Here is a 26,666-nt window from a genome sequence, read left to right on the forward strand (position 1 = left end):
GATACAACTCGACAGCGTCGCGGCGAAACTCCTCGGAGTAGTTCTTCCTCGCCATGAGTGGATCATCTCGCTTCCACCCCACCGAAGCAGGGATTGAGCGTGTCCACTACTCGGGGTCAGGTCCCGTATTCGCCGCATGTGTCGTGGAATCGGTAGAAGCCCTGACCATCGTCCTTGCAGTCGGTTTGACCCGCGGCTGGAAGTCAACCCTGGTTGGCGTATGGGCCGGACTTATCGTGCTGGCGGTCATAGTCGGTGCGTTGGGGCCGGCGCTCACCGTCATCCCGATCGACATCCTGCGCCTTGTGATCGGTGGGTTGCTTCTGGTCTTCGGCTTGGGCTGGCTCCGCAAAGCCATTCTCCGCGCGTCCGGGTTCAAAGCCCTGCACGATGAGGAGGCCATCTATGCCCCGACAGCAGCGGGCTGCCGCGCAGGCTGAGGTCGGCGGCACTCCGCTGATCGGCGATGCCTATGCGTTCACCCTGGCCTTCAAGGGCGTGCTGCTCGAAGGACTCGAAGTCGCATTCATCGTCCTCACCTTCGGCGCGAACCAACGCAACATACCGCTCGCCGCTATCGGAGCTGCCGCCGCCGTAGTTCTCGTCACCGCCGTCGGCATCGCCGCCCGGGCACCGTTGGCCCGGGTCCCTGAGAACCACCTCAAGTTTGCGGTTGGCGTTCTGCTCACATCCTTCGGAACTTTTTGGGGCGTCGAAGGTGCCGGAGGACGCTGGCCTGGGGCCGATCTAGCCCTGCTCGCGATCATTGCCGGCGTGCTTGCCTTCTCCGCTGCGGCAGTAAGTCGGCTGAGACGGCTTGACGGTGCTCGTCGGCCGGATAGCGGCCGTGGCCGCGTCGGAACGGCGGCATCATGACGCGAGTGGTTGCAGGCTTGCGGAGTTTCGCCTTGTTCTGGTGGGACTTCATCGTCGGCGACGACTGGCGGATCGCAGCCGGGGTGCTCATCGCCCTCGCCGGCACCGCGGCGCTGTCCGGCACGTCCGTCCCGGCGTGGTGGTTGCTACCGGTCGCCGTGGGCTGTCTGCTTGCGGTATCGCTTTGGCGTGCCACCCGAATCCGACCCTGACGGCGCTACAGAAGGAGGCCGACAATGGTCAAGCCCACTGTTGTGGTTGGTTTCGACGCGAGTCCGGAAAGCGCTCCCGCGCTACGATTCGCTACCGAGGAAGCACAACTGCGCCACGCGCGGCTGCTCGTCGTCACCGCCTACGACCGACCGATCGATCCTGACCTCGACGACTTCGACATTCCCGACTCGAACCTGAAGGAGGCGGCGCGGGCGCGAGCCGAGAAGGCCCTGCATCTCACACTCGGTCGGCCGCCTGAGAGTGGCGTCCACGTGGACATCGTCGCGGCAGAACGCGAACCCTCACGTGTATTGCTCGAGCACGGTGGCGCAGCGATCATGATCGTCGTCGGTAGCCACGACCGGCCCATGTTGCAGCGACTGTTCGGGCGGCCCACCGTATGCGGTCTGCTGCACGGCAGCGCCGTCCCGATCACGATCGTTCCGAGCGTCCTGCACTGATGAAAAACAGCCCGCAGTTCGGCTCTCCGGTGGCTGGGGGTGGTGTAAACGCGGATGCGGGGCCAGGAGTTGTTCACGTATCCCTTGGGATTCCACAAGTCGGCAGCGGATTCCGGTTGCATCGCGGCGGTCGTCCCACGCGCGGGCGATGATCTCCACCTCGCCCGGCGGCAGCTCAGGAGTCGCGCCACTGACACCATGACCACGCACTCGGTCGCTGGCCTGTCTTCCGTATGGTCCTTGGCCTTTCCCGTCGCACCTGCGTCACGGCACCAGTGCTCCGGCGCTGCACACCGGCTTGGACCTGTTCCGCTACGCCGCCGTTCTCTGCTACGCCGGGCTCTCACCACCTGGATCTTCGTCGCCGCCCGCACTGCCCACGGCAGCATCCACGGCCGACTATTCCTGGGCAGTACCACGCTGCCGGTCGCCCCGTCCGCCTGATCATTCCTCCGGCGGAACGGTGCGAGCGGCAGGTGGCAACGCGGGCAGGCGGGCGGAGTAGATGGAGTAGCCGTCGATGTAGCGCACGACCGCGGTGGAGACGACGGTCGCCACAATCATCGGGGTCATCAGCCCGAAGCCGCTGTGTGTCAGTTCCAGGACGAGGGCCAGGCCGGTGATGGGTGCCTGCATCGCGCAGCCGATCATCGCCGCCGCGCCGACCATCGCGTAGGCACCGACGGGGGTGCCGGGCCACAGGTGGGACCAGAGCAGTCCGAGGCCGCCGCCAAGGACGGCACCGGTGCTGAGCACCGGGGTGAACAGCCCGCCGGACGCACCACTGGCGAGGCACAAGGCCGTCACCGCCGGCTTCAACAACGCCAGCACCAGCAGAAACACCAGGCTGCCGCCGCCGAGGAACACGTCGTGGGCCATGTTTTTGCCGTTGCCGAAAAGCTGCGGGTAGGCGATGCCGATTACGCCTAGGGCGCCGAACGCGATCGGTGGGGCGAGCAGGCTGGGCACTCCGGTGATGCGGTGGTGCGACAGCCAGCCGATCCCCCGGATGTAGGCCGCGGCTCCGAGCCCGATCAGCGGGCCAGCCAGCAGCGCCCACACCAGCAGGGCGGCGCTGACGTGATAGCCCGGCACGTTCAGGTAGGTCGCCTGGTTGGGCAGATACACCCAGGCGGTGATCGTGGCCACGCCGCAGCAGGCCAGCGCCGGCAACATCGTCGCGATCGACACCGACCCACAGAGGATCTCGGCGGTGAAGAACGCGCCCCCGAGCGGGACGTTGTAGACGCACGCCAAGCCGGCGCCCCCACCGCCGGCGATCAGCAGCCGCTGCTGGGCTGCTGACAGGTCGAACCAGCGGCCGAGCAGGCCACCGGACAGCCCGCCCATCGTCTTCGGTGCGGCCTCCCGGCCGAGAGAGACACCCATGCCGATCACGATCTCTGAGATCACGCTGGTACCTAACGATCGGCGGACCGACAGCTGCCCCGAGTGGCTCCACAGCACGTCGTCGATCTCGGGCTTCGTGCCCGGGGTGTAGCGGCGCAGCAGGTACCAGGCAAGACCGCCGAACACGCCGGCGATCAGCAAAGAGATGACCCGGTGCAACGCCGAAGCCGCCTTGACGCCGGACTCCAAGTCACCGGTGTGGTAGCCGAACGCGGCGTGCTCGACGTGAAACAGCAACGCCATCAGCCCCGCGCCCAGCAGCCCCGTCGCGACCCCGGTCAGGACCAAGGCCACCCAGAACCTCGGGCTCAGCGCGGCCTCGCCATCCCCGGTGACGTTGGGCTGCTCCATCGCGCCGCGCCCGGACGGCAGCCGGTTCCGCAGCAACGGCTGCGGTTGACGCAGCCGCTGACTGGTCTTCTCCCGCCTGCTCGGGGTCACTCGGCCGCCGCCGCTGCTGGCGCCGCACGACTGGGCCCAGTCATCTTCGTCCGTGCCAGGTACCGCAACCCAGGTCAGCGAGCAACCACAGCCCGGCGGCGGCAACGACGGCTGTGAGGTAATGGTTGGCGGCGCCCAGCACCACCAAGGCCGTCAGCACCGGATAGGCGATCGCGAGCGCGCGGAGCCACCGGCGCGAGGTCAACCTGCCCCACCAACCCCAACTGCCGTAGGCGGCCAGGGTGTCGTGGAAGCCTCCACCGGTGAGCAGACGGGGTGGCGCGGTCGGGAATCGCCAGAACCCGATCAGCGCCGACCCGGTCACGACGGCCAGCACCGTACGAGCGCTCCGGTACGCGCCCGGGAGTCCAGCGTTCCCAGCGCAGCAGGTCGGTGGCGTCGCCTTGGGCTTAGGGCACGCTGCCGGCGATGACGCCGCGGATGGCGTCGTAGACGGCATAGCAGGCGGCGACAGGATCAGCTCACGCCACCACCGGGCGTCTCTCACCCCACGCCCAAATATTTCTAGCACAGGACTATTTTATCCCAGAGCTAACATGGTGGCGTGGTCCGCCGAACGAAGTCCCCTGTGCCCGACCGTTCAACACCGGTCGAGGTGTGGGCCCTGGCCGATGTCGTCAACCGACTACGCCGCATCCTGCGTTCCAGCATCCGCAGTGAATTCCCGTGGGAACGGCTCCCCATGGCCCAGGTCGAGATTCTGCAACGCCTGGCAGAGGAACCGGGACTGCGGGTCACCGAACTCGCCGGGCGCCAGAAGCTAGCGATCAATACCGTCAGCAACGTCATCCAGCAGATGGTCCTAGCCGGGCTCGTCGACCGCCGCGTCGACCAGCAGGACCGCCGAGCGGTCACCGTGCACCTCACCGACACTGGCCATGATCAGTTGCAGGCCTGGTTCGGCGCCAACGGCCGCCGCCTGGACGCCGCCTTCAGTGACCTGGCAGAGAAGGATCGCACAGCGATCCTCGCGACGCTGCCCTCCCTCGGTCGCCTGGTCCAGCGCCTGGAACGCCTCGAGAACCTCGAACGCGCGAACGCGTCCGCCGAACCGAGCGACAGGTCCGCCTGACGGAGCGCCTGCTTGGTAACCGGAAGCAGCCACGTTGTGCCGAGGCGCTGCCCACCAGAGTTCGGTCGTATCGGCAAGGGTCAGAGCGCTGCCGAGAAGGTCCCGATCAGCGACCGAGCAGGCGCACGCCGAGGTAGGCGATGCTGGCGACGAGGATCCAGGAGGCCAGGCCGAGTAGCAGTGCTCGGCCGCCGGTACGACGAAGCGTCGGTAGATGGATGGTGGTGCCCAGTCCAACCAAAGCGGCGGCGAGCAGGACACCCTGAATGATCTTGGCGATGTTGAGAACTACGTGGGGTAGGGCCCCGGTGCTAGTTATGACCACCGAACCGAGGAAACCGGCGACGAAAAGCGGGACGGGGGCCGGGCGCCGCCCACGGTTCAGTGCGCCCGTCCGCTGCCTTCGGCGGGTAAGAGAAAACCCCGCGACCAGCGGCGCAAGCAGCACCACCCGGGTCAGCTTGACAACGACAGCCGTGCTCAACGCGCCCGGCACCCGGTCGGCCGTCGCCACCGTCTGGCCAACATCATGCACACTCGCCCCAACCCAGGAACCGAAGGACACCACGTCGAGACCCAGCGGCACCCGCAACGCCGGCAGGATGAGAATTGCCAGGCTGCCGCACAAGGTGACCAGCGCGATCGCGATTCCGGTATCTTCCTCATCCCCACCCGCGACGGGTTCCATCGCTGCGACCGCGGACGCTCCGCAGATCGAGAAGCCGGTAGCGACCAGCAGGCCGCGCGCCGCTGACATACCCATCGCCCTACCGAGTAACTGCGTCCCCAGGAAGGTGACGGTGACGGTGAGCAGCACGACCACCAGACCCCCCGAACCAAGATGGACCAGCTGCCGCAGTGACAACTGCAGCCCGAGCAGCACGATCGATATCCGCAGCAACCGGTGACTCGCCAGGTGGGTACCCGGGTGAAGCACTCGCCGGTGCAAGCCCATGTTGGCCAGGAGCACACCCAGCATGACCGCGACGGTCGAGGGATTAAGCGCCGGCACAGCGCGAGCGACAACGTACGCCACAGCAGTAGCGACCGCGACGACCACGAGCCCCGGAACCAGTCTCAGCCCGCGCCGTGTCGGAGTGCTTGCCGGAATATCAATGATAACCATACCTTGAGCCTGCCCCACTCCGAGCCCCATCAGTAGCCCTCTCAGGCTTGTATGGCTACAGAGCTGGGTTGTATCTGACGTCGGCCTCAAGACGTCGTTCCGATTGACCCAGGAGTTGATCGATTCCGATCCTGTGGTGCGGATGTACCTGAATCAGATGATCGCCCAGGTTCCGAGCACCAAGTCGTATCGCAAGCGGCACCTGCACAGCGTGGAGCAGCTGCTGCGCCTGATCAACGAGGTGCTGACGATGGCGTGGTGTGAATGTACGAGACGAAGGGCGGCTTGACCGTGGTGCCGACCAACGCCAGCGGTCCGGACGACCTGGTCCAGGACGGCCTATCCGGCGCACCGGGGCTATCCTGACTTGGTCGCACCGGACCTGACCGGCCGAGCGGGCCGGGCGCCAGGGCGGCCGGATTGCCAGCAGATCGGCGACTGGCCGCGGTGGCGAAGGAATCCACCGCGTCGTGCGGCACATCCACCGCAAGCTCGTGGCGCGGCCACCTCCACGGCGGCGCGCCTTGCCGGGTGGTTCTCCAGCGTCTGGTCCGCTTGGATGACACCATGACATCGCCTGGCCGCCGGACTGTCCCACCCCCGGTCGTGACTGACACCCTGCACGCGGCACTGGGCCGGATTCATCGCGATGACCCCGTGGCGCCGAGCACCGGTGGTCCGGCCGGCAACGCACGCGTCACCGCCTGGACCGGCTTGTTGCTGCTGGTCCTGTCGTTGGCGGAGCTCGTCACGCTGATCAACGTCGACGGCCTCATCAGCTGGCACATCGTCATCGGCACCCTGCTCCTCCCGCCAGCCTTGCTCAAGACGGCGAGCACGGGCTGGCGTATCGCCCGCTACTACCGGCGCAATCCGGTGTACCGCCACGCCGGACCCCCACCGATGCTGCTACGCATCCTCGGGCCGGGCGTCGTCGCCTCGACTCTCGGTCTACTCGCCTCTGGCCTGGTGCTGATCCTGCTGGGCCGAGACAGCAGCCGCACGATTTTGATTACCACCCTGGGCCAACGCCTGGACTGGCTGACCCTGCACCAGGGCCTGTTCATCGTGTGGGCAGTCCTCACGGGACTGCACGTGCTTGCCCGCATCGTTCCCGCCCTTCAACTCACCATCCTGCCCAAGCACACGGCCACGAGCGTCGCCGGAACCAAGGCTAGGGCCGCGATCCTGGCCGGAACCGTCGCCGTCGCGGCAGTAGCGGCCGTCCTTGTCTTGTCTGCCTCGGGGTCCTGGCGTTCCGACGGCCATCATGGACCGCCGCTCGATTCCGGCGGTCTGGGCGTCTCTGATCGACCCTGACGTGATCCCGCTGCCCGCGATCGAGGAGCTGAGGTTCGTCCGCAACGAGGCCGCCCGGCAACTGCGGGCCGGACGTAGCCGGACGATCGGACTGATCGTGCTCGACACCGGCAACCCATTCTTCGCCGACATCGCCGGCGGGGTGGAGAAGACCGCCGCCAACCACGGGCTGTCGCTGGTGCTGTGCAACAGCGACGAGAACTCCGAACGTGAGGAGCATTACCTGTCAGTGTTGGAGGAACAGCGTGCCTTTGGCATCCTCCTGGTGCCGGCGTTCTACGACAGCCCGCTCACCGCCGAGATCCGTCGCCGCGGCACCCCGATCGTGCTCGTCGACCGCGGCTCGTCGAGCAGCCAGTGCTCGGTGTCCGTCGACGATGTGGTCGGCTGGCGACCGCGCATCTGCTCGAACGCGGCCATCGCGTGCTGGTCTTCGTCGGTGGCCCGGTCGGGCTGAACCAGGTCGCCGACCGTCTCAAAGGTGTCAAGCAGGCCCTGCGCGGCTCCGGTGCCAAGCTGACGGTGATCGAGACTGAAGCGCCCAACGTCGCAGGCGGTCGCGAAGCCGGTGAGCAGATAGCCGGCCTCGCCAAGACATCGACTTCGCCGCCGCCGCGGTGCCGCTGACCTCCGCGCGGTGCGAGGTCCATCGGAAGTCCGAGTGCAGAAGTTGCCGGCGTGGGCCTGCGTCGGCTCGTGCCAGCGCATCCGCGATGCATGCGCTGCATCCAGAACGCCCTGTTCATCGGCCATGGCGGCCAGTATCACCGACACGAACCCCTCTGCCCGGTCGGGTCTCTGCTGCGGGGGAAGGGTGCCGCCGTTCGGGCCGGATGGAGTCAGGTGCCGACTTTCGTGGTGCGGTGGCGTTGGCGGTAGGCGACGGCTTTGGCGCGGTCGCCGCAGCCTTTCATGTCGCACCAGCGGCGGCGGCGGCCACGGGAGCGGTCGATGAACGGGCGGGTGCACGTGGGATCGGCGCACCAGGACAGCAGGTTTCGGTCGCGGCCGTCGAACAGATCGATGCAGTCGGCGGCAAGGACGGCGAGTGCGGCGTCGAGGTCACCAGTGCGGCGGACCTGGCCGGTTGCGGTGAGCCGGCTGACAGGTCTCGGGCGGGTCGCGACGCCGTTGACCAATTCGCGGTCGGTCGGCAACGGGTGGCCTCGGTCGATCAGCGCGGTGATCAGACCGAAGATCGCCTCACGGACGGCTCTGGTGTGTGTGAGCTGCTCGTCGGTCACCTGGAGCGCGTCGTGCAGGATGCCGGACTGCTGCACCCAGCGAGCGACGTCGCCAGGCACGCGCAGTTTCTCCAGGTGCGTAGTGCCGCGGTCAGCGACGGTTGCGACGAAATCGAGCACGGCCCGGTCGGCGATGAACTCGAAGGTCGCGGCACCCTCTTGGTTGGTCACGTCACCAGCTTGACTGGTGATCCGGTTGGCAGCAAGACTCAGTGAGCACGTCACCGGCTGAGCAGGTGACAGACCATGGTGGCGAGTCGGGGCGGTGGTACGGGTGTCTGGTCGATTGACGCACTACGCCGCGGCGGCGGTGCTGGTTCGGCTCGCCGACGAAGGGGCCCGTGTCGTGCTGACGCTGTTGGCGCTGCAGCGCACTGGCAGCGCCGCGGTCGGGGGCGTGCTGGTGGCTGCGCTGCTGGTGCCGCATGTGGTCGCCGCACCGCTGGTCGGGGCGCTCGCCGATCGGGCGCGCCGCCCACGGCTGGTGGTGGCAGCCGCCGGCTGCGGGTTTGCCGCCGCGCTTGCGGCCACCGCTACCGGGCTGGGAAGGCTGCCGCTCACCGTGCTCGTGGGGGTGTTGCTGGCCGGTGGCTGCTGCGGTCCGGCTCTGACCGGAGCGCTGACCAGCCAGCTGCCCGGCCTGGTGCCGGCTCAGCGGCTGCCCCGGGCCTTCGGTCTGGACTCGCTGACCTACAACGGTGCCGGCATCGTGGGGCCGGCGGCCGGTGCCGCGATCGCCGCCGCCAGCTCCCCGGCTGGGGCCACGTACGCGCTGGCCGGCTCAGCCGGACTCGGCGCCGCATTGGCCGCCGTCCTGCCCGTGCCCGTGCGCGCGCACCAGCAGCGCGCCACACGGAGGATTGGCTATCTGCTGGGCGGGACGAAGCTGCTCGTGCGCGACCGGGTGCTCGCCACTGTCACCGCAGCCACCAGCATCGGCCAGCTCGGGATGGGCGCGCTGCCGGTGATCGCCGTCCTGATCGCCACGCAGCACCACTCCGCCGCAGCCGCCGGCTGGCTGCTGACCGCCGTCGCGACCGGTGGGCTCTTCGGCTCGCTGGCCTGGACCTGGCGGCCGGGGCGCCCTGAGCGGGCGAGCACCGTGGTCATGCTCGGACTCGTCGGGGTAGGCCTGCCGCTGGGCGCCGCGGCGTTCTCCTCATCGCTTCCGCTCACAGCCACATTTTTCGCTCTCGCCGGATTTAGCAACGGCCCGCTGTTCGGTGCGTTGCTGGTCACCCGCAACGACCACGCTCCCACCAACCTCCGCAGCCAGATCTTCACCCTCGGCGCCGGCGCCAAAATCACCGCCACCGCAGCCGGAGCAGCCCTCGGTGGACTGCTAGCCGGACACACCTCCGTTGCTGTGCTCCTTCTGCTCGCAGCCGCCAGTCCCCTCCTCGCCGGCGCACTCGGCCGCGTACTGCTTCCACGCACAGCCACCCGTCACCCCATGGTGGATCGCACTGAGCAAGGAGCTACCACCACCACCGAGCCGCGAGGTTGAACTCCGACCTGCGCAACGGAATGTTCGGCTACCGGCACAGTCAGGTCGCGTAGAGCCGGCACGTCAGGCCTCTTCACACCTGAACCACACTGTCGTATTCGGCGGTACCTGCGAACCCGGCTCCGCATATGGGCTCGAGGACAAAATCACGCTCGCTCCCTCGGGCAGCGCAGCCGGCTCGCCGTTCACGTTGGCCAGCACTTTCACATCGCCGCGCGCGAAGGCGATCGTGCCGTCCGCTGCCGACTCGTCCCACCTGATCGGTCCGGTGAGAGTTCGGCGTATCTCGAGTGCCCTTCGGTAAAGGCACAAGGTCGACTCGGGGTCGTCGTTCTGCGAGTCGCGGGAGTAGGGGCCGAAGTAGTCGGGCTGAGGTAGCCAGGTGTCGCTCGACGACACGGACGAGAAGCCGAATGACAACTTGGTGGCCTCCCAGGGTAGGGGGACCCGGCACCCGTCGCGACCGCGGATCCGATGACCGGAACGCTCCCAGACCGGGTCCTGCCGGACGTCGTCGGGAAGATCCGTCACCTCAGGAAGACCGAGTTCCTCGCCTTGGTAAAGGTACGCCGAGCCGGGCAGGGCGAGCATCATCGCCGTGGCGGCCCGCGCTCGCTGCAACCCCAGCGCACGATCGGGCTGCGGGTCGTCGGCGCCGACGCCGGCCTCGAGAGCCACCGTGCCGTCGTAGCCGAAGCGGCTGGCATGCCGCATGACGTCGTGGTTCGACAGGACCCACGTTGTCGGGGCGCCGACCACGTCGTTGGCCTGCAACGACGAGATGATGGTCGACCGGATCGCGACGGCGTCCCAGCGCTGCTCGAGGTATGCGAAGTTGAACGCCTGGTTCATCTCGTCGGGTCGCACGATGCGCGCCGTCCGCTCAGACGGCAGCCAGGCTTCGGCGCACAGGATTCGGGTGCCCTCGTACGAGTCGAGCACGCGTCGCCATGAGCGGAAGATGTCGTGGATGCCTTCCTGATCCCACATCGGCGGCATCCGGCCGTCGATCGGCTCGACGACGCCGTGTGTCGGGTGCGGCCAGTCGGGTAGACCGTCCGCCTTCACCAGGGCGTCGCACACGTCGACGCGGAAGCCGTCGACGTTGCGGTCGAGCCAGAACCGCAGGGTGGACTCGAAGTCGTCGCGGACCGCTTGATTGTCCCAGTTCCAGTCCGGCTGCGACGGGTCGAAGAGGTGCAGGTACCACTGGCCCGCCGTCCCGTCCGGCTCGGTGACGCGGGTCCACGCCGGCCCCTCGAACATGCACGGCCAGTCGTTCGGTGGCAGCTCGCCGTTGGCGCCCAGACCGTCGCGGAAGTGGAAGAGGGCGCGCTGCGGACTGCCGGAAGCCGCGGCGAGTGCGGCCTGGAAAGCGGGGTGGTCCGAAGAGCAGTGGTTAGGAACCAGATCGACGATCACCCGGATCCCGAGGGCATGTGCCCCGTCGGTGAGGCGGTCGAAGTCCGCGAGGGTGCCGAACTGGGGATCGACGTCGCGGTAGTCGGCAACGTCGTAGCCGCCGTCGCGCTGCGGCGAGGGGTAGAACGGCGACAACCAGACGGCATCCACCCCTAGCCGGTCGAGGTGATCGAGCCGGGAGGTGATGCCGGGCAGGTCGCCGATCCCGTCGCCGTTGCTGTCAGCGAACGAGCGGGGATAGACCTGGTAGATGACGGCGTCGCGCCACCAGTCGGTGTGGCGGGGGTCGATCATTTCTGTCCTCTGGCGTACAGCTCGGGGCGGCGGTCACCGAGCAGGTCGTTGTGCGGCGAGATGGACTTGTCGCGGGCCAGGCGCGGGAACACGTCGGCGCGAGCTGTGGGAACGGGGAGCGCCGGGTCCCGCGCGCTCGATTCGCCCACCCCCGATTCGCCCACCCTCGATTCGCCCACACCCGATTCGCCAGGACCGGCCCGACCACCCGACGTCGCGGCGGCGCATACCCAGCCGAACTGATCGACGATCACGCTGCCCTCGGTCCAGGCCTGACCGCGCTCGACGCCGGCGCGGTCGCAGCAGGCGATGAAGACGCCGTTGGAGCGTGCGGCGGCCTGGGCGTAGATGACCTCGGCAGCGCGCTCGTCGGAGGGATGCTCCCCTGACGGCCAGTTCGTGGGGACGGCGATCAGGTCGGCGCCGGCAATGGCGAGTGCGCGGGGCATCTCGGCGAATTCCAGGTCGTAGCAGATCAGAATCCCGATCCGGCCGTGAACGGTCTCGACGATGGGCGCAGGATCCTGGCCGGGGGTGAACACGAGAGTCTCGCGATCCCAGAGGTGTGTCTTCCGGTACACGGTGACGACGCCGCTTCGGTCGATGAGTGCGGCGCCGTTCCAGAGCGTGGAGCCCGGGCCTCGCTCGCAGAACCCCACGACGACGATCGAGTTCGTGCCCGCCAGGAGCTCGGCCACCCGGCCGAAGAAGGCGTCGTCGGCGGCCAGGGCGACGCTTGCGGCCTCTTCCGACGATTGGAACACATAGCCTGAGGTCGCGAGTTCGGGTAGGACGACGACGTCGGCACGATCGGCACGAGCACTGCAGACGGCCGCCAGCACCCTATCCTGGTTGCCGGCCAGCTCTCCCAGGACCGGGGAGAGCTGTGCGCAGACGACGCGGACGATTCCCGTAGCGTCGGTCACTTGACCGCTCCAGCTGTGAGCCCGGTGATGAGGCGGCGCTGCAGGATGACATACGCCACGATGATCGGCAGCGCCACCAGCACGGCGGCGGCAGCCGTGACGTTCGGGTTGCTCGCGCGGTCGGTTCCGCTGAAGAACGACAGGGCGAGGGGCGCGGTGTGCACGGCCTGGTTCTCGGGGACGAGGATCAGCGCCAGGAGGAACTCGTTCCAGGTGAAGAGGAACAGGATCGTGGCGAGGGTCGCGATGGCGGGCCCCCCGATGGGCAGAAGCACCAGCTGGAGCGTCTTGAAGCGGGAGGCGCCGTCGATCTTGGCCGCCTCGAGGATCTCGACCGGGACCGACTGGAAGAAGGACCGCATCCAGAAGACGCCGAGCGGAACCGAGAGCCCGATCTGGGGCAAAATCAAAGCCCAGTAGGTATCGATGAGGCCCCAGCCGGACAGCAACTGGTAGAGCGGCAGCACGGTGACCTCATAGGGCAGCACGAGACCGAGAAGTAGGATGCCCATCACGAGTCGGCCGCCCGGCACCCGCATCGTCGCGACCGCGTAGCCGGCGAGACAGGACACGACCGCCGTGACCACGACCACGGTGAGGGCCACGACCGCGCTGGCGATCAGGGCGGAGCCGAAGTGGCCACGGGTCCAGGCGACCGAGAAATTGTTCCAGCCGATCCCGGCGCCGGTCGCCCGCTGGAGGGACGCCGCGATGATGGAGCCGAGCGGATACACGGCGAAGAGCGCCGCGATCACGAGCAGTGCGTGGGTGCCGATGGACTCCCGGGCCGAGACCTTCACCTGGTCCCCCTCTCTGCGCCTACAGGGCGCGGCCGGCCGGAGGGTTCACGGACGGCGACCTGCACGATCGCGACGACGATCAGGATGATGATCGTGAGCACGACGGCGAGGGCGGACGCCTGGCCGAGTTCACGGTTCTGGAACGCGTCGAGGTAGACGAAGAGTGACGGGACGGTCGTCGAAGTACCGGGACCGCCGCGGGTCGTGTTCCAGATGAGGTCGAAGTTCCGCAGGGCGAACGTGATCGTCAGGATCAGGGCGATCGAGATCTGCGGGCGGAGGGCCGGCAGGGTGACGGCGAAGAACTCGCGCACGGGGCCGGCGCCGTCGAGACGAGCCGCCTCGTAGAGCGACCGGTCGATCGTGACGATGCCGGCGAGGAAGAGCACCATGCACAGCCCGTATTCGACCCAGGTGCCGATGATCCCGATCGACGGCAGGGCGGTATTGAAATTGCCGAGCCAGCTGGTCGCCAGGCTTCCGAGGCCGACGTGCTCGAGCACCCCGTTGACGGGGCCGTCGGAAGCCAGGAGACCGCGCCAGGCGACGGCGACGACGACGCTCGAGAGGATCTGCGGTAGGAACAGCACCGCCCGGAAGACGGTCAGCCCGTAGACCCGGATCCGAGACATGGTGCCGGCGAGTACGAGACCGATGCAGACGGGTAACGCCGAGTAGAACACCAGCAGAAGCAGCGAGTGCAGCAGGGCCGCCCGCAGGTCAGGATCGACGAAGACGTTCACGTAGTTTGAAAGCCCGGCCGGTGTCGCGACCGTCAACCCGTCATAGTTGTAGAACGAGGTCCGGATCGAGACCACGATCGGATAGATGACGAAGACCACGAAGAAGATCAGTGCCGGAGCCACGTATAGCAGACTCGACCAGCTGACGCGGGTGAGGGCGGAGCGCCGACGCCGCCCGGTGCGGGCGGTGACGGCGCTCCTGATGCTCCTCGTGCTGCTGGTACTGCTAGTGCTGCTGGTGAGCGTCATTGCTTGTGGCTTTTCGCCCAGGTCGCTTGGACGGTCTTGGTGAAGGCGGTGCTGCTGGTGCGACCGGCCATGACCTCCTGCAGCGCCCCACCCATGACGGTGAGCATGTTGGTCGTGCTCCAGTCGTAGTAACCGACCTGCGTTCCGGCGGCGATCGTGTCCTTGAGGGCGGTCAGGGTCTGCTTCTGGAGCGGATCGGTGGCCGTGACGCCGTCGGTGATGACCGGGAGTCGGCCGCTGTCGAGGATCTCTTGGCCGACCTTCGGTGAGTGGAGCATGTCCAGCCACGCGATGGCGGCCGCGGTGTTCTTCGTCTTCGAGCTGATGTGCCAGGGCGAGGCGGTCGCGCCGACGCCGCCGGTGACGAGGGAGCCCAGACCGAAGTCGGCGCTCTTCAGCGAGGCGCCGTTCCACGATCCGCCGACGAAGAAGACACCGTTGCCCTTGGCGAACTTGGCGATGGCGTCCTCATTGCTCAGACCGTCGTAGCCGGTGCCGAAGTAGCCCTTGGAGGCCCAGTCCTTCATCGTGTCGGCGGCCTTGACGTTGCCCGGGGTCTCGAAGGTCGACCCCTTCTTACCGCCGATCCAGTCGACGATGCTCGAAGGCTTCTGCTCAGTCACTGCGATGTCGCTGAAGATGTGCGTGCCGGCGTACTGATCGGAGTTGCCGAGCATGATCGGCTGCTCACCCGCGGCCTTCGCCGCGGGCAGATCCTTCTCGAGGTCGGCGATCGACGCGGGCGCCTTCAGCCTGAGCTTCTCGAGTTTGGCCTTGTTGTAGTAGATGCCCTGCACCTCGCTGATCGGCGACATCCCGTAGAGCGTGCCCGAGCCGAAGGTCGTGGCCGCCGCGTTCCACTTGGCGGGGGCGAGCGTCGAGGATCCGGTGCCGGAGTTCCAGCCGTAGACATTCGCGACGTCGTCGAGGGGGCGGACGAGCTTCGCCTTCACGAGCGCGCCGTCGACGGCGTAGCCGATATTGCCCTGGAACACGTCGGGCGGGCTGGCGCTGGCGGCGGCGTTGACGACGGTGGCGGTCAGGTCGTCGAAGCTCTTGTAGGTCATGTCGACGGCCACGTTCGGGTACTTCTTCTCGAAGTCGGGGATCACCGACTTCATCAGCGGCTGCTCGGCCTGGTCGGCCCACATCTTGACGGTGACCTTGCCGAGCTTCTCGACGTCGGCGACGCTGACTTTCGCGGTGATGTCATCGTGCTTGGCGCTGGTCTTGGTCGACCCGGTTCCTGGAGCTGCGCAACTGGACAGGGCGAGGGAGGCGGCGACGACGCCGACAGCGAGAGCAAGGACTCGTGCGGTGCGGGGTTGTGTCATGGCTTCTTCCGGGTGAGGTCGAACGTGGGAGGTGCGTAACAGTTCCGGGAACGTTTCGGAGCTACACCTTGTAGGTGTCGAGACGGAGAGTGGCTGTGGCCTGGTGAGCGGACATGCCTTCGCTGGCCGAGATGACGTCGACGGCGGTCGCGAGGATGGGAGTGGCCGCTCGGCTGACGCGCTGGTACGTCAGCGGCTTCAGGTAACGGGAGACGGAGAGTCCGGCGGAGTGCTTCGCGCCGCCGGCAGTCGGGAGTGTGTGGTTGGTGCCCGCCATGCCCTTGTCGGAGTACGCGACCGTGCTCCAGTGGCCGAGGAACAACGACCCGTAATTCGTCAACGTGTCGTGATACCACTGGTCGTCCGCGGTCTGGAGCTCCAGGTGCTCCGGGGCCAGTTCGTCCATCACGAGCACGGCGTCCTGCCGGTTGGCGACCAGGATGACGGAGCCGAAGTCGTGCCAGGCGGGACCGCAGATCGACGCCGTCGAGAGCGTCTGAAGCTGACGCTCCACGGCCGCGATCACGTCGCGTCCGAGCGTCTCCGCAGTCGTCACGAGCGCGGCTGGCGAACTGGGCCCGTGCTCGGCCTGGCCCAGCAAGTCAGCGGCGACGATCTCGGGATCGGCCGTCTCGTCGGCGATGACAGCCACCTCCGAGGGCCCGGCGAGCAGGTCGATCGCGACGGTGCCGAAGAGCTGGCGCTTGGCCTCGGCGACGTAGGCGTTGCCGGCGCCGACGATCATGTCGACCGGCGGCCGGCCCAACAGACCGAACGACATCGCCGCCAGAGCCTGCACACCGCCTAGGACGAAGAGATGGTCGATGCCCGACAGGTGAGCAGCGTAGGCAACCGCGGCGTTGACCCCGCCGCCGGGCTGGGGCGGCGTGCAGCCGATCACGGTCGGAACACCCGCCACCTTGGCGACACCCACCGTCATGAAGGCGCTCGCGGTCAACGGGAATCGCCCGGCCGGCAGGTACGCCCCGACGCTGCCGACCGGGACGTACTTCTGGCCGACGACGAGGCCGGGCATGACCTCGCACTCGAAGTCGCTGAGGTGCTCGCGCTGCAGGCCCGCGAACTGTTTCGTGCGGGCCGAGCCGAGTTCGATTGCCTCGCGCAGCTCGGGAACGAGGCGACCGCCAGTGGCGGCGAGGTCTGTCGCGCTCAGCTCGAAGTCGAAGCGGTCGGAACCGTCGAGGTCGCGCGAGTAGCGACGCACGGCGTCGAGTCCGTTGCGCTCGATGTCGAGCAGCATCGAGGTCACCGTGTCGGCGACAGCCGGGTCGCGCTGCGCCTCTGGCGCGTCAACGCCAGGGGCCTTGAGCTGCGTGAACCGGTCGGCGTGCTGGGCGAGAAAGCGGGGACTCAATTTCATGTGTTGAGCTTGTGTGCCCGGCTGGCCGCACGCAAGGCCGAGTTGTCTTCGGTGAGCCATAGGGTTGGCCTATGACAATGAACCAACTCCGAGCCTTCCTCCGAGTCGCGTTGCTGGGCACGTTCTCCGCCGCAGCGGCCGACCTAGGCATGACGCAGCCGTCCGTCTCCGAACTGATCAAACGGATCGAAGAGAGCTACGGCATCCGACTGTTCACCCGAGGCTCGCGCCGCCTGGTACTCACGAGCGCCGGCGAGCAGCTCGTCCCCTTCGCGCAGCAGGCCGTCACGGCCGCCGACGGCGCCGACCGAGCCCTCCGCTCGATGACCTCCCTGAGCGGTGGCGTCGCAACCTTCGGGCTCCTGCGCAACGCCAACTACTACTCCCTGTCGCAGCTTCTCGAGACGTTCCACAACCGGTATCCACAGGTCCGGCTGCGGATCATCGGGCTCAACAGCGTCGAAGTGGCAGACGCCGTCTCGGCAGGCGACCTGGAAGCCGGTCTAGTGGTGCTGCCGATCGACAGCGAAAAGCTCAACGTGACACCGCTGATGCGCGACGAGGTCCTCTTCGCCTCGGCAGACCCTGCGAAGACCGCAAAACCCGTCACCATCGCCGACCTGGCCGCCTCCGACCTGGTGCTCTACGACGCCCACTACGGCTGGCGCGACCCCACGCGCCGCCAGCTCGCCGAACGGGCCCAACTCGAAGGCATCACCCTGACCCCGCAGATCGAGGTGGAACACGTCGAATCCGCCCTGGGGATCGTCGCCCTTGGCGGTGGCGGCACGATCGTCTCCACCGCGGTCTCGAAATCAAAGGGGTTTCCCGAAAATATTCACACGGTGAGCTTCGCCGACCCTCTCTACGACACAATCGCCATCGTGCAGCGACAGGGAAGCATCCTGTCGCCCGCGACCCGCGAGATCGCTCGCCTAGCGCGCCGTATGCTCCTCGAGCACTAGCCTGCTCATGCGCGTCCCGGGCGACCTCGGTTGGGACGGGCTCTCGCCTTCGCGACTTCACCGCCGGCTGAGCCCGTCCCGCCGGTCAGCCCACGGCCAGCAGGTGTTCGATCGCCAGCCGTTGAATCCGAGCGAAGCCGTAGCCCTTGGTGCGGGCAGCCTCCAGGTCGTAGTCCTCGAAGGCGCTGCGGTCGGCAACCAGCTGCTGGTGGGTCTCACCCTCGTTCAGGCTCGGTTGGCTCAGGTCCGGAACTCCGCCGTCGGTCAGGGCTTCTTGCACCCGAGGATCGGCGCGGAATGCTCGGGCCCGCTCGCGCAGGGTCAGGTACAGCTCCATGTTGGCAAGGGCCGACTCCCAGACGCCCTCCATGTTCTCGGTTCGCAACGGCTTGTAGTCGAAATGCCGGTCACCGTCGTAGGTCGGTCCGCCGCCGGGCGCACCATTCTCCAACAGGTCCACTGTAGAGAAGGCCTGCAGCAGGTCGCCGTAACCGAAGACCAGGTCCTGGTCGTAGCGCGGGCCCTTCTGGCCGTTCAGATCGATATGAAACAGCTTGCCCTGCCAGAGTGCCTGGGCGATGCCGTGGGTGTAGTTCAGGCTCGCCATCTGTTCGTGCCCGGTTTCGGGGTTGATGCCAACCATGTCGGCATGTTCGAGCTCGGAGATGAAGGCCAGCGCGTGTCCGATGCTGGGCAGCAAGATGTCGCCGCGCGGCTCGTTCGGCTTCGGCTCGATCGCGAACCGCATGCCGTAACCCTTGTCGATCGAGTACTGCGCGAGCAGGTCGATGCCCTCGCGGTAGCGGTCGAGCGCAGCCCGGACGTCCTTGGCGAAGTCGACCTCAGAGCCTTCGCGGCCACCCCAGAACACATAGATTCCGGCGCCCAGCTCGGCGGCCAGGTCCATGTTGCGCATCACCTTGCGAAGGGCATAGCGGCGCACCGACCGATCATTGCTGGTGAAACCGCCATCCTTGAACACCGGATCGCCGAACAGGTTGGTGGTCACCATCGGCACCACCATGCCGGTATCGGCCAGCGCCTGCTTGAACTCATCGACGATCCGTTGCCGTTCGCCGCTGCTGCTGCCCGGCGGCACCAGATCGTCGTCGTGAAAGGTGATGCCGTACGCGCCCAGCTCCGCCAGCTTGTGCACCGCCTCGACGCCGGCCAGCACCGGCCGGGTGGCTTCACCGAACAGGTCGCGGGCCTGCCAGCCCACCGTCCACAGTCCGAAGCTGAACTTGTCGTCGCGGGTTGGTACCGGTGCCATGGTTTCCTCCGATGAGTATCGAGTTGCTCGGCTGAGGTGCGTCGATGGGAGCCTGCTGGACGTCTTACTCCGACGGATTATGGGCCGGTTGACCGGAGGATCGAGAACACAACTCAGCTCGGCCCGGAACTGCTGGTGCGCTCGGCACTGAGCGGCCGGAATCCGGTGGGCGAGCTGGCAATCTCGCGAAGATAGTCAAGTTGCGCGAGTAGTTGCCTGGTTCCACCACCTTCATGGTCCTTGAAGGGATAGACCTCGATCCGCTTGGGCCCGCGTAGTGATTGAAGGCGCCGAACACGGTCGAGGCGGGCGCGATGTCGTCGGCCAGCGCCACCGAGAACAGCGCCGCGGCCTGACATCGCTTCGCGTGGTTGACGACATCGAGATAGGACAGCGTCCGGAACACCTGCTCGATCCGGTCGCTGTGCACGCCGCCGTACTCGCGAATCTCACCGTAGGGATGGCTGGCGGTGATCTGGATCGCGCGTCGATAGTGCGCGAGGAACGGCACATTGGGCATCGTCACGGCGACTCCCCCGTGCAGCTGAGCAACCGCCAGCGCGAGGCCGCCACCTTGACTGTGGCCGGTGGTAACAATCGCCCGGTCGGCACACTCGGGCAGCCCGGCGGCCGCGTCGAGCGCCCCGCACGCCGTCGATGAACAGCCGGGTGTGATAGAGCGTTGCGGGATCGGCAATGCCACGGGTCAGAAATCCTGGTGAGCTCGGCGCACCGGTATCGCCGGGGTCGGGCGTGTCCGAGCCGCGCCAGCCACCGCCCTGCCCTCGGGTGTCCATCACCAGGTTCGGATATCCGGTGCTGCACCAGCTCAGCCAGTCCAGTGGATCGCCCCGTCCGCCGCCGTAGCCGATGTACTCCACGATCAGCGGCGCCTCTGGCAACGGCTCGTGCGGCAACAGCAACCACGCCTTCACCGCGGCGCCGCCGTGGCCGGAAAACGTCACGTCATACACCTCGCTGTGCCTGAGGTGGCTGGCCACCTTGGTGCACACCGGCTCACCGCCGACGGCGCGGGCGGCCGCCACCTGGGCTGCCCAGAACTCGTCGAAATCGGCGGGCTCGGCTACGTCGGGCCGGTATCGACGCAGGTCTTCGAGCGGAAGGTCGACGAACATGACTCTCCTGGGTGTGTTTCGCCAGTGCGGGCAGCTGCAGGTTCAGCTGGTCGAGATCTCGACCTCTGGTTGCAGCACGCGGTCGAAGCCGATCACGCGCCGGCTTCCGACCATATCGACATCGAAGCGAGCGCGGAGGTCGGTGCTCGACGCGCCGACCCGCAGTTCGACCGCGCCGGCGTCGACCTGTCGAGAACCGTCGCGGCCGGTGTAGCCAGCCAGGTCGGCGTGCAGGGTGATCGAAACCGAGCAGGTCTGGCCGGGTGCGAGTTCGACCCGAGGTGCTGCGATCAGTTGCTGCACCGGTCTGGACACCTCGGCGACCGGGTCGCTCAGATACACCTGTACGACTTCAGAGGTCGGCCGGCTGCTCGGGTTGCTCAGGCTGAGCACCAGCGTGCAGCTGCCATCGGTCGGCCACTGTCGACCAGCATCGGTAAGGATGATCTCGCCCCAGGCCGCCGGTGCGTAGGACAGGCCGTGGCCGAAGCCGAACAGCGCCGTGGGATCGATGTTGCTGACCTCGCTGCGCCGGGCCAGCGGCGAGGCCAGGTAGGTAGCCGGCTGGTTGGCATCAGCCGCCGGAAACGAGACCGGTAGTCGGCCGGCCGGGTTGATCCGCCCGCTCAGCAGCCCGGCCAGTGCCGGGCCGCCCTCTTCTCCCGGAAAGAAGCCGCACACCACCGCGGCCAGCCGATCGAGCTGGCGCGACAGTTCGTAGGGCCGGCCGACCAGCAGCACCAGCACCACCGGCGTGCCGGTGCCGAGCAGCGCTTCGAGCAGTTCCTCCTGGCGTCCGGGAAGGCGCAGGTCGGTGGCGTCACAACCCTCGCCGGAGGTACCGCCACCGAACAACCCGGCTCGGTCACCGAGCACCGCCAGGCACACGTCGGCAAGCTCTGCCGCACGGACCGCCTCGGCGATCTCGGCATCGGAGCCGCCCAGCACCGGGCAGCCCTCGGCGAAGCTCAACCGGTAGCCCGCCGGGTCGGCGCGCAGCGCATCCAGCAGGCTCGGCACCTCCAGGCCCAGCGCCACGTCCGGGTGATGAACGCCGACATGCATCGGAAACGAGTAGCAGCCCATCATCGCGCCCGGCTCGTGGGCTCGCGGCCCGACCACGGCTACCCGCTGCCCGGCGATCAGCGGCAGCGCGTCATCGACGTTGTGCAGCAACACGATTGACCGTTCGGCAAGCTCGCGCGCCAGCACCCGGGCCGAAGCCGGATCCAGCTCGATGTGAGGATTGCCCGGCTCGGGCGAGTAATCGGAGTCGAGCAGGCCAAGTTCGCACTTCTGGCTCAGCACCCGTTCCAGCGCCCGATCGACGAGTGCAACCTCCGCCGTTTCGCTCTCAATGGCCTCTTGCAGCGGCTTGCCGTAGCAGTTGACCGTAGGAAGTTCAACGTCAATGCCCGCGGTGAGGGCCAGCACTGCGGCTTCACCAGCCGTGCCGGCAACGTGATGCAGTTTGTGCAGAAAAGAGACTGCGAAGTAGTCGGCGACGACGGTTCCAGTGAAGCCGTAGGTCTCGCGCAGCAGGCCGGTCAGCACGGTTTCATCGGCCGCGACCGGCACCCCGTCGAGGTCGGCGTAGGAGTTCATCACCGAACGAGCTCCGGCACGCAGCGCCATCTCGAACGGCGGCAGAAGCACGTCGGCGAGTTCGCGCCGGCCGATCGAGACCGGCGCCAGGTTGCGGCCCGCTCGTGAGGCCGAGTAGCCGACGAAGTGCTTGAGGGTGGCGATGAGGCCGGCAGATTGCAGGCCGCGGACGTAAGCACTGCCGATCGTGCCGACAAGATAAGGGTCTTCGCTGATGGTTTCCTCGACACGCCCCCAGCGCAGATCGCGGGTCACGTCGAGCACCGGTGCCAAACCTTGATGCACTCCCAGACCACGCATCGTGGCGCCGATCTGGGCCGCCATTCGCTGGACGAGGTCGGGATCGAAGCTGGCACCCCAGCACAGCGGTGACGGGTACACGCTTGCCTGCCACGCAGCGAGCCCGGTCAGGCACTCCTCATGAACAAGAGCCGGAATGCCGAACCGGCTGGCGGCCATCACCTGGCGTTGGCTGCGGGCCAGGCCGCGGACGCCGACGGCCGGGTCGACCGGCGCGGTTCCGAACGGGCGCGTCAGCTGCCCCAGACCGTCCTGGATGGCCTCGTCGAAGGATCGCGGTTCGCCGGCGAAGTCGTGCTGGTGAGGTGCGACGTCACCGCCGGCACTGTTCATGCCGACCCACAGGCCTTGCAACTGGGCAAGCTTCTCGCTGAGGGTCAACCGGCTAATCAAATCGGCAACCCGGTCAGCGATTGAGGCCGCCGGGTCGCGCCAGAGTGGCAGGGTTTCGCTGCTGTCAGCTGTCACGTCGGGCTCCGTTCGAGATGGAGCTTTTGGGAGCGGAGGTTGAACCGCGCACCAGCAGCCGGGTGTCGAGTGTCAGATGCGTTTCTTGCAGACTCCGGCCACGGATCAGCTCGATGAGCATCTCGACGGACCTCTTGCCCATCTCCCGGATGGGTTGTTCCACCGTCGTCAGGCCCGGTGAGCTCAGCGCTGCCTCGGGAATGTTGTCGAAGCCGACCACCGACAGGTCGTCGGGGACGCCGAGACCGAGCTCGTCGGCGACCGCCATTGTGGTGATGGCGGAGATGTCGTTGGCCGCGAAGATCGCGGTGGGCGGATCAGACATCGAGAGCATCCTGCGGGCCGAGTCTCTGGACGGCCCGGAGTTGTACTCCCCCGGCAGGATCAGCTCCTCGTCGATGCTGAGCTGGGCCTTCCGCAATGCCTGGCGGTAGCCCTGCTCGCGCAGCCGCGAGGACTGCAGATCGTGGCGGCCGGTCAGCATGGCGATCCGGGTGTGCCCTAGTTCGAGAAGGTGTTCAGTGGCCAAGTGCGCGCCCCGCAGGTTGTCGGCGTCGATCGTCGGGGTCGTCGACGTTCCGGTGTGCGGGTCGACCGCGACGAACGGAGAGCCGTAGTCGACATCGACGATGGTTGGCGTCACCAGAACGGCGCCGTCGATCAGGGTGCCGCTGAGCCGGGACAGGTAGCGCCGTTCCCAGCCCTCGTGCTCGCCGGTGCGACCGCCGGCCGAGTAGATGACCAGCTCGAAACCGGTGCCCCGGATCGCGTCGGCGGCACCTTTGAGCAGCTCGGTGCTGAACGGCTCGAGGTCGGCAACCAGAATCCCGATCACGTTCGTCTGATGATTGCGCAGGCTCTGCGCCACCAGGCTCGCCTCGTAACCCAGCTCGGAGATGACTTTCTGCACGTGCGCGTAGGTCGCCGCCGCGACGCCGTAGCGGTTGTTCAGAACCTTGGACACGGTGGCCACCGAGACACCGGCCTGTCTGGCGACATCTCGGATGGTCGTTCGGGAACGTGGCTGCACCGCGCAAGGATAGCTGTATAGAACGTTATCGACAACGATTGACAACCATGTTTCGGGAATGCAAACTCCTTCCAACCCAAGCTCGCCTCCCCGTCGATCCCACCGGATGGGCGGTGTCAGGAAGGGAACAACATGCAAAGCATCCGTAAGTTCGGCACCGTGGCGGTCGCGGCCACCGCTGCTCTAGCGCTGGTCGGCGGCTGCTCGAGCGGCGGCGGCAGCGGCGGCGCTGGTGGCGGCTCGAAGGCAGGGGGGCAGGTGAACCTGACTTGGTGGCACAACGGGACCTCTGATCCGCTGCTCGGAGTGTGGAAACAAGCAGCGGCCGACTACCACACGGCCAATCCCAACGTGACGATCAACGTGGTGCCGGTTCAAAATGAGCAGTTCACAACAAAGATGCCGTTGGCGTTGCAGTCCTCCAACCCGCCCGACATCTACTTCAATCAGGGTGGCGGCCTGCTGTCCACCCAGAGTCAGTCCGGCCGGGTGGCCGATATCAGCAATCAGACCTCGAGCTGGATCAAGGACTTCGGCGCGCTGAGCGAGGGTTGGCAGGTGGAGGGCAAGCAGTACGGCGTTCCTACCGATGCTCACGTCGTCGGCTTCTGGTACCGCAAGGACCTGTTCGCCAAGGCGGGCATCACCGCAACCCCCACCACGATCGCTGAACTGAACACCGACATCGCCAAGCTGAAGGCTGCGGGCACGACCCCGATCGCGTTGGGCGGCAAGGACCGCTGGCCGGACGCGTTCTACTACGACTACTTCGCCGTCCGCGAGTGCAGCGTCGACACGCTGAAATCGTCGGTCAAGGCGTCGAAGTTCAGCGACCCGTGCTTCACCAAGGCCGGTCAGGACGTTGTGGACTTCATCGCCAGCAAACCGTTCCAGACCGGATTCAACGGCACGCCGGCTCAGCAGGGGGCTGGCAGCTCCGCGGGCCTGGTCGTCAACGGCAAGGCCGCCATGGAGTTGCAGGGTGACTGGGATCCGAGCGTGATGGCCGCCTTGACCGCCGACAAGAACTTCCGCTCAAAGCTGGGCTGGTTCCCGTTCCCGGCGATGACCGGAGGTCAGGGCGATCCCAGCGCGGCGTTGGGTGGCGGTGACGGCTTCGCGTGCACCACGAAGAACGCCGACGCGTGCGCGAACTTCTTGAAATACCTCGGTGGCAGCGACATCCAGAAGAAGCTGGTGACCTCCGGTGCGGTCGTCATTCCGGTCAATCCCGCCGCTCAGTCCGCGATCAAAGACCCGACCATCAAGCAGGTCTTCAACTTCAATCAGAAGGCCAGCTACGTCCAGGTTTACTTCGACATCGCCTTGCCCACCGCGCCGGGGCAGGCATTGGACGACGCGGCCGCCGACCTGTTCGCCGGCAAGGGTGGCGCGGACAGCGTAGCCAAGGCCGTCAACTCGGCGAGCTGACTGCCGTGACCAGCACCAGGACGGCCGCCCAGGCCGACCTCGGCATGGCCGCGGCGGCCGGCCGTGTCACCGCACGGTCGGCCAGGCGGCGATCGAGCCTGCGCACCCGGCTCGAGCTGGGCTTGCTACTGACCCCGGCCCTAGCGCTGTTCCTGCTGTTCGTGCTCGCCCCGATGGCCGCCGCGATCTACTACAGCTTCTACCGCTGGAACGGCTTCGGGCCGTTGACGAATTTCGTCGGGCTCGACAACTACCGTAAGGCGCTGTCCGATCCGGTGTTCCAGGGCGCGATCTGGCACAACGTGCTGATCGCGGTGCTCTCGCTGCTGGTTCAGTTGCCGCTCAGCCTGGGCTTGGCCTTGCTGTTGAACGGCCGGATCCGTGGCCGGGCGTTGCTGCGAACGCTGGTGTTCATGCCATATGTGCTCTCTGAAGCCATCACCGCCGTGCTGTGGCTCAGCCTGCTGCAGCCGGGCGGCTCCGTCGACGAGCTGTTGCGCGGCGTCGGCCTGCAGAGTTTGACCCACCAGTGGCTGGCCGATCGCGGCATCGTGCTCTACACGCTGTTCGCGGTCATCACGTGGAAGTACATCGGTTTCGGGATCATCCTGTTTCTCGCCGGACTGCAAGGCGTGCCGCCCGAATTGAAAGAGGCGGCGGCGATCGATGGGGCCACCGCCTGGCAGACCACCCGACGGATCGTGCTGCCGCTGCTGGGACCGACGGTTCGAATCTGGGCGTTCCTGTCGATCATCGGTGCGCTGCAGCTGTTCGACCTGATCTGGATCATGACCTTGGGTGGGCCGGCCGGCGCGTCCGCGACGATGTCGACCTACCTGATCGATCGCGGGTTCCGGCGCTACCAGTTCGGCTTCGGCAGTGCCGTCACGGTCATCCTGTTTGCCATCTGCTTCGTGTTCGCTTTGATCTATCAGCGCTTCGCGCTTCGCCGTGACACGCAGGGCGCGCTCACCAGGATGGCGGGATCATGACCTCGACCGCACTCGCTCAGCCTCCCGCCCCGAGCCGTACCGATGGCAGGTCCACCGCCTTCTCGACCAGGCGGAGCGCCACAACCTCCCTGCGCTATCTGGCCGCCGCCGTAATCGTTGTGATCACGGTACTGCCGTTGCTGTTCGTCATACTCGGTGGCTTCAAGACCAACGCCGACATCAATGCGCATCCGGCTGGCCTTCCGAGATCCTGGGTGTTGTCCAACTACGCCAAGATATTGCGATCGGCGTCGTTCTGGCATTTCGTCCTCAACAGCCTGCAGATCGCGGTCATCGCCTCGGTGCTTGCTGTGGCACTGGGCGCGATGGCGGCGTTCGGTCTGTCGCGGTACGCCTTTCGCGGCCGGGAGTTCATCTACACGCTGTTCACCATCGGATTACTGTTTCCGCTCAGCGTCGCCACCCTACCGGTGTACCTGTTACTTCGGCAGTTCCATCTGCTGGAGAACGCACTTGGGGTGGCGATACCCGAGGCGGCGGTGGGACCTGACCCCGAGTAGTGGACACGCTCAATCCCTGCTTCGGTGGGGTGGAAGCGAGATGATCCACTCATGGCGAGGAAGAACTACTCCGAGGAGTTTCGCCGCGACGCTGTCGAGTTGTAT

General features: G+C 67.0%; 26 protein-coding genes and 2 pseudogenes. 13 read left to right on the forward strand and 15 right to left on the reverse strand.

The features are described 5' to 3' along the window. The first annotated feature begins 92 nt into the window (after positions 1 to 92). From RM423_RS25840 to RM423_RS19255, 3 genes and pseudogenes are all read left to right on the forward strand, one after another. A pseudogene (locus RM423_RS25840) lies at positions 93 to 876 on the forward strand (COG4280 domain-containing protein). Beyond that, positions 873 to 1,088 (forward strand): hypothetical protein, encoded by a 216-nt coding sequence (locus RM423_RS19250; protein ID WP_311424669.1) that lies wholly within the window; start codon positions 873 to 875, stop codon positions 1,086 to 1,088. The pseudogene RM423_RS25840 and the gene RM423_RS19250 overlap by 4 nt, the downstream one beginning before the upstream one ends. 24 nt (positions 1,089 to 1,112) lie before the next feature. Then, complete coding sequence (locus tag RM423_RS19255) at positions 1,113 to 1,550, forward strand: universal stress protein (protein ID WP_311424670.1); 438 nt, start codon at positions 1,113 to 1,115, stop codon at positions 1,548 to 1,550. A gap of 444 nt (positions 1,551 to 1,994) precedes the next feature. On the opposite strand, the gene RM423_RS19260 is transcribed toward RM423_RS19255, so the two are convergent. Then, a complete protein-coding gene (locus RM423_RS19260; protein ID WP_311424671.1) occupies positions 1,995 to 3,401 on the reverse strand; it encodes a chloride channel protein in 1,407 nt (468 codons plus the stop codon). 40 nt (positions 3,402 to 3,441) lie between these two features. Then, positions 3,442 to 3,861: a phosphatase PAP2 family protein gene (locus RM423_RS19265; protein WP_311424672.1), complete on the reverse strand. Its 420-nt coding sequence runs from the start codon at positions 3,859 to 3,861 to the stop codon at positions 3,442 to 3,444. A 129-nt stretch (positions 3,862 to 3,990) separates the two neighbouring features. On the opposite strand from RM423_RS19265, the gene RM423_RS19270 reads away from it, so the two are divergent. Then, on the forward strand, positions 3,991 to 4,494 hold the full coding sequence (locus tag RM423_RS19270) for a MarR family winged helix-turn-helix transcriptional regulator (protein ID WP_311424673.1): 504 nt from the start codon (positions 3,991 to 3,993) through the stop codon (positions 4,492 to 4,494). 106 nt (positions 4,495 to 4,600) lie between these two features. Here RM423_RS19270 and RM423_RS19275 read toward each other — a convergent pair whose 3' ends face one another. Beyond that, positions 4,601 to 5,650, reverse strand: coding sequence for a YeiH family protein (locus RM423_RS19275; RefSeq protein ID WP_311424674.1), 1,050 nt, complete (start codon positions 5,648 to 5,650; stop codon positions 4,601 to 4,603). 85 nt (positions 5,651 to 5,735) lie between these two features. On the opposite strand from RM423_RS19275, the gene RM423_RS25845 reads away from it, so the two are divergent. From RM423_RS25845 to RM423_RS19290, 4 genes are all read left to right on the forward strand, one after another. After that, positions 5,736 to 5,909, forward strand: coding sequence for a phophatidylserine decarboxylase associated domain-containing protein (locus RM423_RS25845; RefSeq protein ID WP_396327794.1), 174 nt, complete (start codon positions 5,736 to 5,738; stop codon positions 5,907 to 5,909). A 317-nt stretch (positions 5,910 to 6,226) separates the two neighbouring features. Continuing rightward, a complete protein-coding gene (locus tag RM423_RS19280; protein WP_311424675.1) occupies positions 6,227 to 6,940 on the forward strand; it encodes a hypothetical protein in 714 nt (237 codons plus the stop codon). A gap of 1 nt (position 6,941) precedes the next feature. After that, entirely contained in the window at positions 6,942 to 7,397 is a 456-nt protein-coding gene (locus RM423_RS19285) for a LacI family DNA-binding transcriptional regulator (RefSeq protein WP_311424676.1), read from the forward strand. After that, the gene (locus RM423_RS19290) at positions 7,364 to 7,567 is read left to right on the forward strand and encodes a hypothetical protein (RefSeq protein WP_311424677.1); all 204 of its coding nucleotides are present in this window, start codon (positions 7,364 to 7,366) and stop codon (positions 7,565 to 7,567) included. The genes RM423_RS19285 and RM423_RS19290 overlap by 34 nt, the downstream gene beginning before the upstream one ends. A 212-nt stretch (positions 7,568 to 7,779) precedes the next feature. On the opposite strand, the gene RM423_RS19295 is transcribed toward RM423_RS19290, so the two are convergent. Further along, a complete protein-coding gene (locus RM423_RS19295; RefSeq protein ID WP_311424678.1) occupies positions 7,780 to 8,355 on the reverse strand; it encodes a CGNR zinc finger domain-containing protein in 576 nt (191 codons plus the stop codon). A 103-nt stretch (positions 8,356 to 8,458) separates the two neighbouring features. Here RM423_RS19295 and RM423_RS19300 point away from each other — a divergent pair, with 103 nt between their 5' ends. Then, on the forward strand, positions 8,459 to 9,691 hold the full coding sequence (locus RM423_RS19300) for an MFS transporter (RefSeq protein WP_311424679.1): 1,233 nt from the start codon (positions 8,459 to 8,461) through the stop codon (positions 9,689 to 9,691). Between the two features lie 63 nt (positions 9,692 to 9,754). Here RM423_RS19300 and RM423_RS19305 read toward each other — a convergent pair whose 3' ends face one another. The 6 genes from RM423_RS19305 to hisD form a co-directional block, all read right to left on the reverse strand. After that, positions 9,755 to 11,407, reverse strand: a complete 1,653-nt coding sequence (locus RM423_RS19305; protein WP_311424680.1) for a glycoside hydrolase family 13 protein — start codon at positions 11,405 to 11,407, stop codon at positions 9,755 to 9,757. Further along, entirely contained in the window at positions 11,404 to 12,333 is a 930-nt protein-coding gene (locus RM423_RS19310; RefSeq protein ID WP_311424681.1) for a nitrilase-related carbon-nitrogen hydrolase, read from the reverse strand. Before RM423_RS19310 ends, RM423_RS19305 begins: the two co-directional genes overlap by 4 nt. Beyond that, a complete protein-coding gene (locus RM423_RS19315) occupies positions 12,330 to 13,133 on the reverse strand; it encodes a carbohydrate ABC transporter permease (protein ID WP_311424682.1) in 804 nt (267 codons plus the stop codon). The genes RM423_RS19310 and RM423_RS19315 overlap by 4 nt, the downstream gene beginning before the upstream one ends. Continuing rightward, positions 13,130 to 14,125, reverse strand: a complete 996-nt coding sequence (locus RM423_RS19320; RefSeq protein WP_396327793.1) for a carbohydrate ABC transporter permease — start codon at positions 14,123 to 14,125, stop codon at positions 13,130 to 13,132. Before RM423_RS19320 ends, RM423_RS19315 begins: the two co-directional genes overlap by 4 nt. Continuing rightward, a complete protein-coding gene (locus RM423_RS19325; protein ID WP_311424684.1) occupies positions 14,122 to 15,459 on the reverse strand; it encodes an ABC transporter substrate-binding protein in 1,338 nt (445 codons plus the stop codon). The genes RM423_RS19320 and RM423_RS19325 overlap by 4 nt, the downstream gene beginning before the upstream one ends. 61 nt (positions 15,460 to 15,520) lie before the next feature. After that, positions 15,521 to 16,840, reverse strand: a complete 1,320-nt coding sequence (hisD, locus tag RM423_RS19330) for a histidinol dehydrogenase (RefSeq protein ID WP_311424685.1) — start codon at positions 16,838 to 16,840, stop codon at positions 15,521 to 15,523. Between the two features lie 71 nt (positions 16,841 to 16,911). Here hisD and RM423_RS19335 point away from each other — a divergent pair, with 71 nt between their 5' ends. After that, entirely contained in the window at positions 16,912 to 17,805 is an 894-nt protein-coding gene (locus RM423_RS19335) for a LysR family transcriptional regulator (protein ID WP_311424686.1), read from the forward strand. 85 nt (positions 17,806 to 17,890) lie between these two features. On the opposite strand, the gene xylA is transcribed toward RM423_RS19335, so the two are convergent. The 5 genes and pseudogenes from xylA to RM423_RS19355 form a co-directional block, all read right to left on the reverse strand. Then, positions 17,891 to 19,078: a xylose isomerase gene (gene xylA / locus RM423_RS19340; protein WP_311424687.1), complete on the reverse strand. Its 1,188-nt coding sequence runs from the start codon at positions 19,076 to 19,078 to the stop codon at positions 17,891 to 17,893. Positions 19,079 to 19,142: 64 nt separating this feature from the next. Beyond that, the gene (locus RM423_RS19345; protein WP_396327795.1) at positions 19,143 to 19,775 is read right to left on the reverse strand and encodes an acetylxylan esterase; all 633 of its coding nucleotides are present in this window, start codon (positions 19,773 to 19,775) and stop codon (positions 19,143 to 19,145) included. Between the two features lies 1 nt (position 19,776). Next, positions 19,777 to 20,214, reverse strand: a pseudogene (locus RM423_RS25850) (acetylxylan esterase); the annotation flags it as partial. Positions 20,215 to 20,256: 42 nt separating this feature from the next. Continuing rightward, on the reverse strand, positions 20,257 to 22,587 hold the full coding sequence (locus RM423_RS19350) for a beta-glucosidase family protein (protein WP_311424689.1): 2,331 nt from the start codon (positions 22,585 to 22,587) through the stop codon (positions 20,257 to 20,259). After that, positions 22,577 to 23,617, reverse strand: coding sequence for a LacI family DNA-binding transcriptional regulator (locus RM423_RS19355; RefSeq protein ID WP_311424690.1), 1,041 nt, complete (start codon positions 23,615 to 23,617; stop codon positions 22,577 to 22,579). Before RM423_RS19355 ends, RM423_RS19350 begins: the two co-directional genes overlap by 11 nt. Before the next feature lie 132 nt (positions 23,618 to 23,749). Here RM423_RS19355 and RM423_RS19360 point away from each other — a divergent pair, with 132 nt between their 5' ends. The 3 genes from RM423_RS19360 to RM423_RS19370 are packed head-to-tail and all read left to right on the forward strand — an operon-like array spanning position 23,750 to position 26,561. Next, positions 23,750 to 25,048, forward strand: a complete 1,299-nt coding sequence (locus RM423_RS19360; protein ID WP_311424691.1) for an ABC transporter substrate-binding protein — start codon at positions 23,750 to 23,752, stop codon at positions 25,046 to 25,048. A gap of 44 nt (positions 25,049 to 25,092) precedes the next feature. Next, entirely contained in the window at positions 25,093 to 26,040 is a 948-nt protein-coding gene (locus tag RM423_RS19365) for a carbohydrate ABC transporter permease (RefSeq protein ID WP_396327796.1), read from the forward strand. After that, positions 26,037 to 26,561, forward strand: coding sequence for a carbohydrate ABC transporter permease (locus tag RM423_RS19370; RefSeq protein WP_311424693.1), 525 nt, complete (start codon positions 26,037 to 26,039; stop codon positions 26,559 to 26,561). Before RM423_RS19365 ends, RM423_RS19370 begins: the two co-directional genes overlap by 4 nt. Positions 26,562 to 26,666 lie beyond the last annotated feature (105 nt).

The sequence above is a fragment of the Jatrophihabitans lederbergiae genome (assembly GCF_031845305.1).
GTDB lineage: Bacteria > Actinomycetota > Actinomycetes > Mycobacteriales > Jatrophihabitantaceae > Jatrophihabitans_A > Jatrophihabitans_A lederbergiae.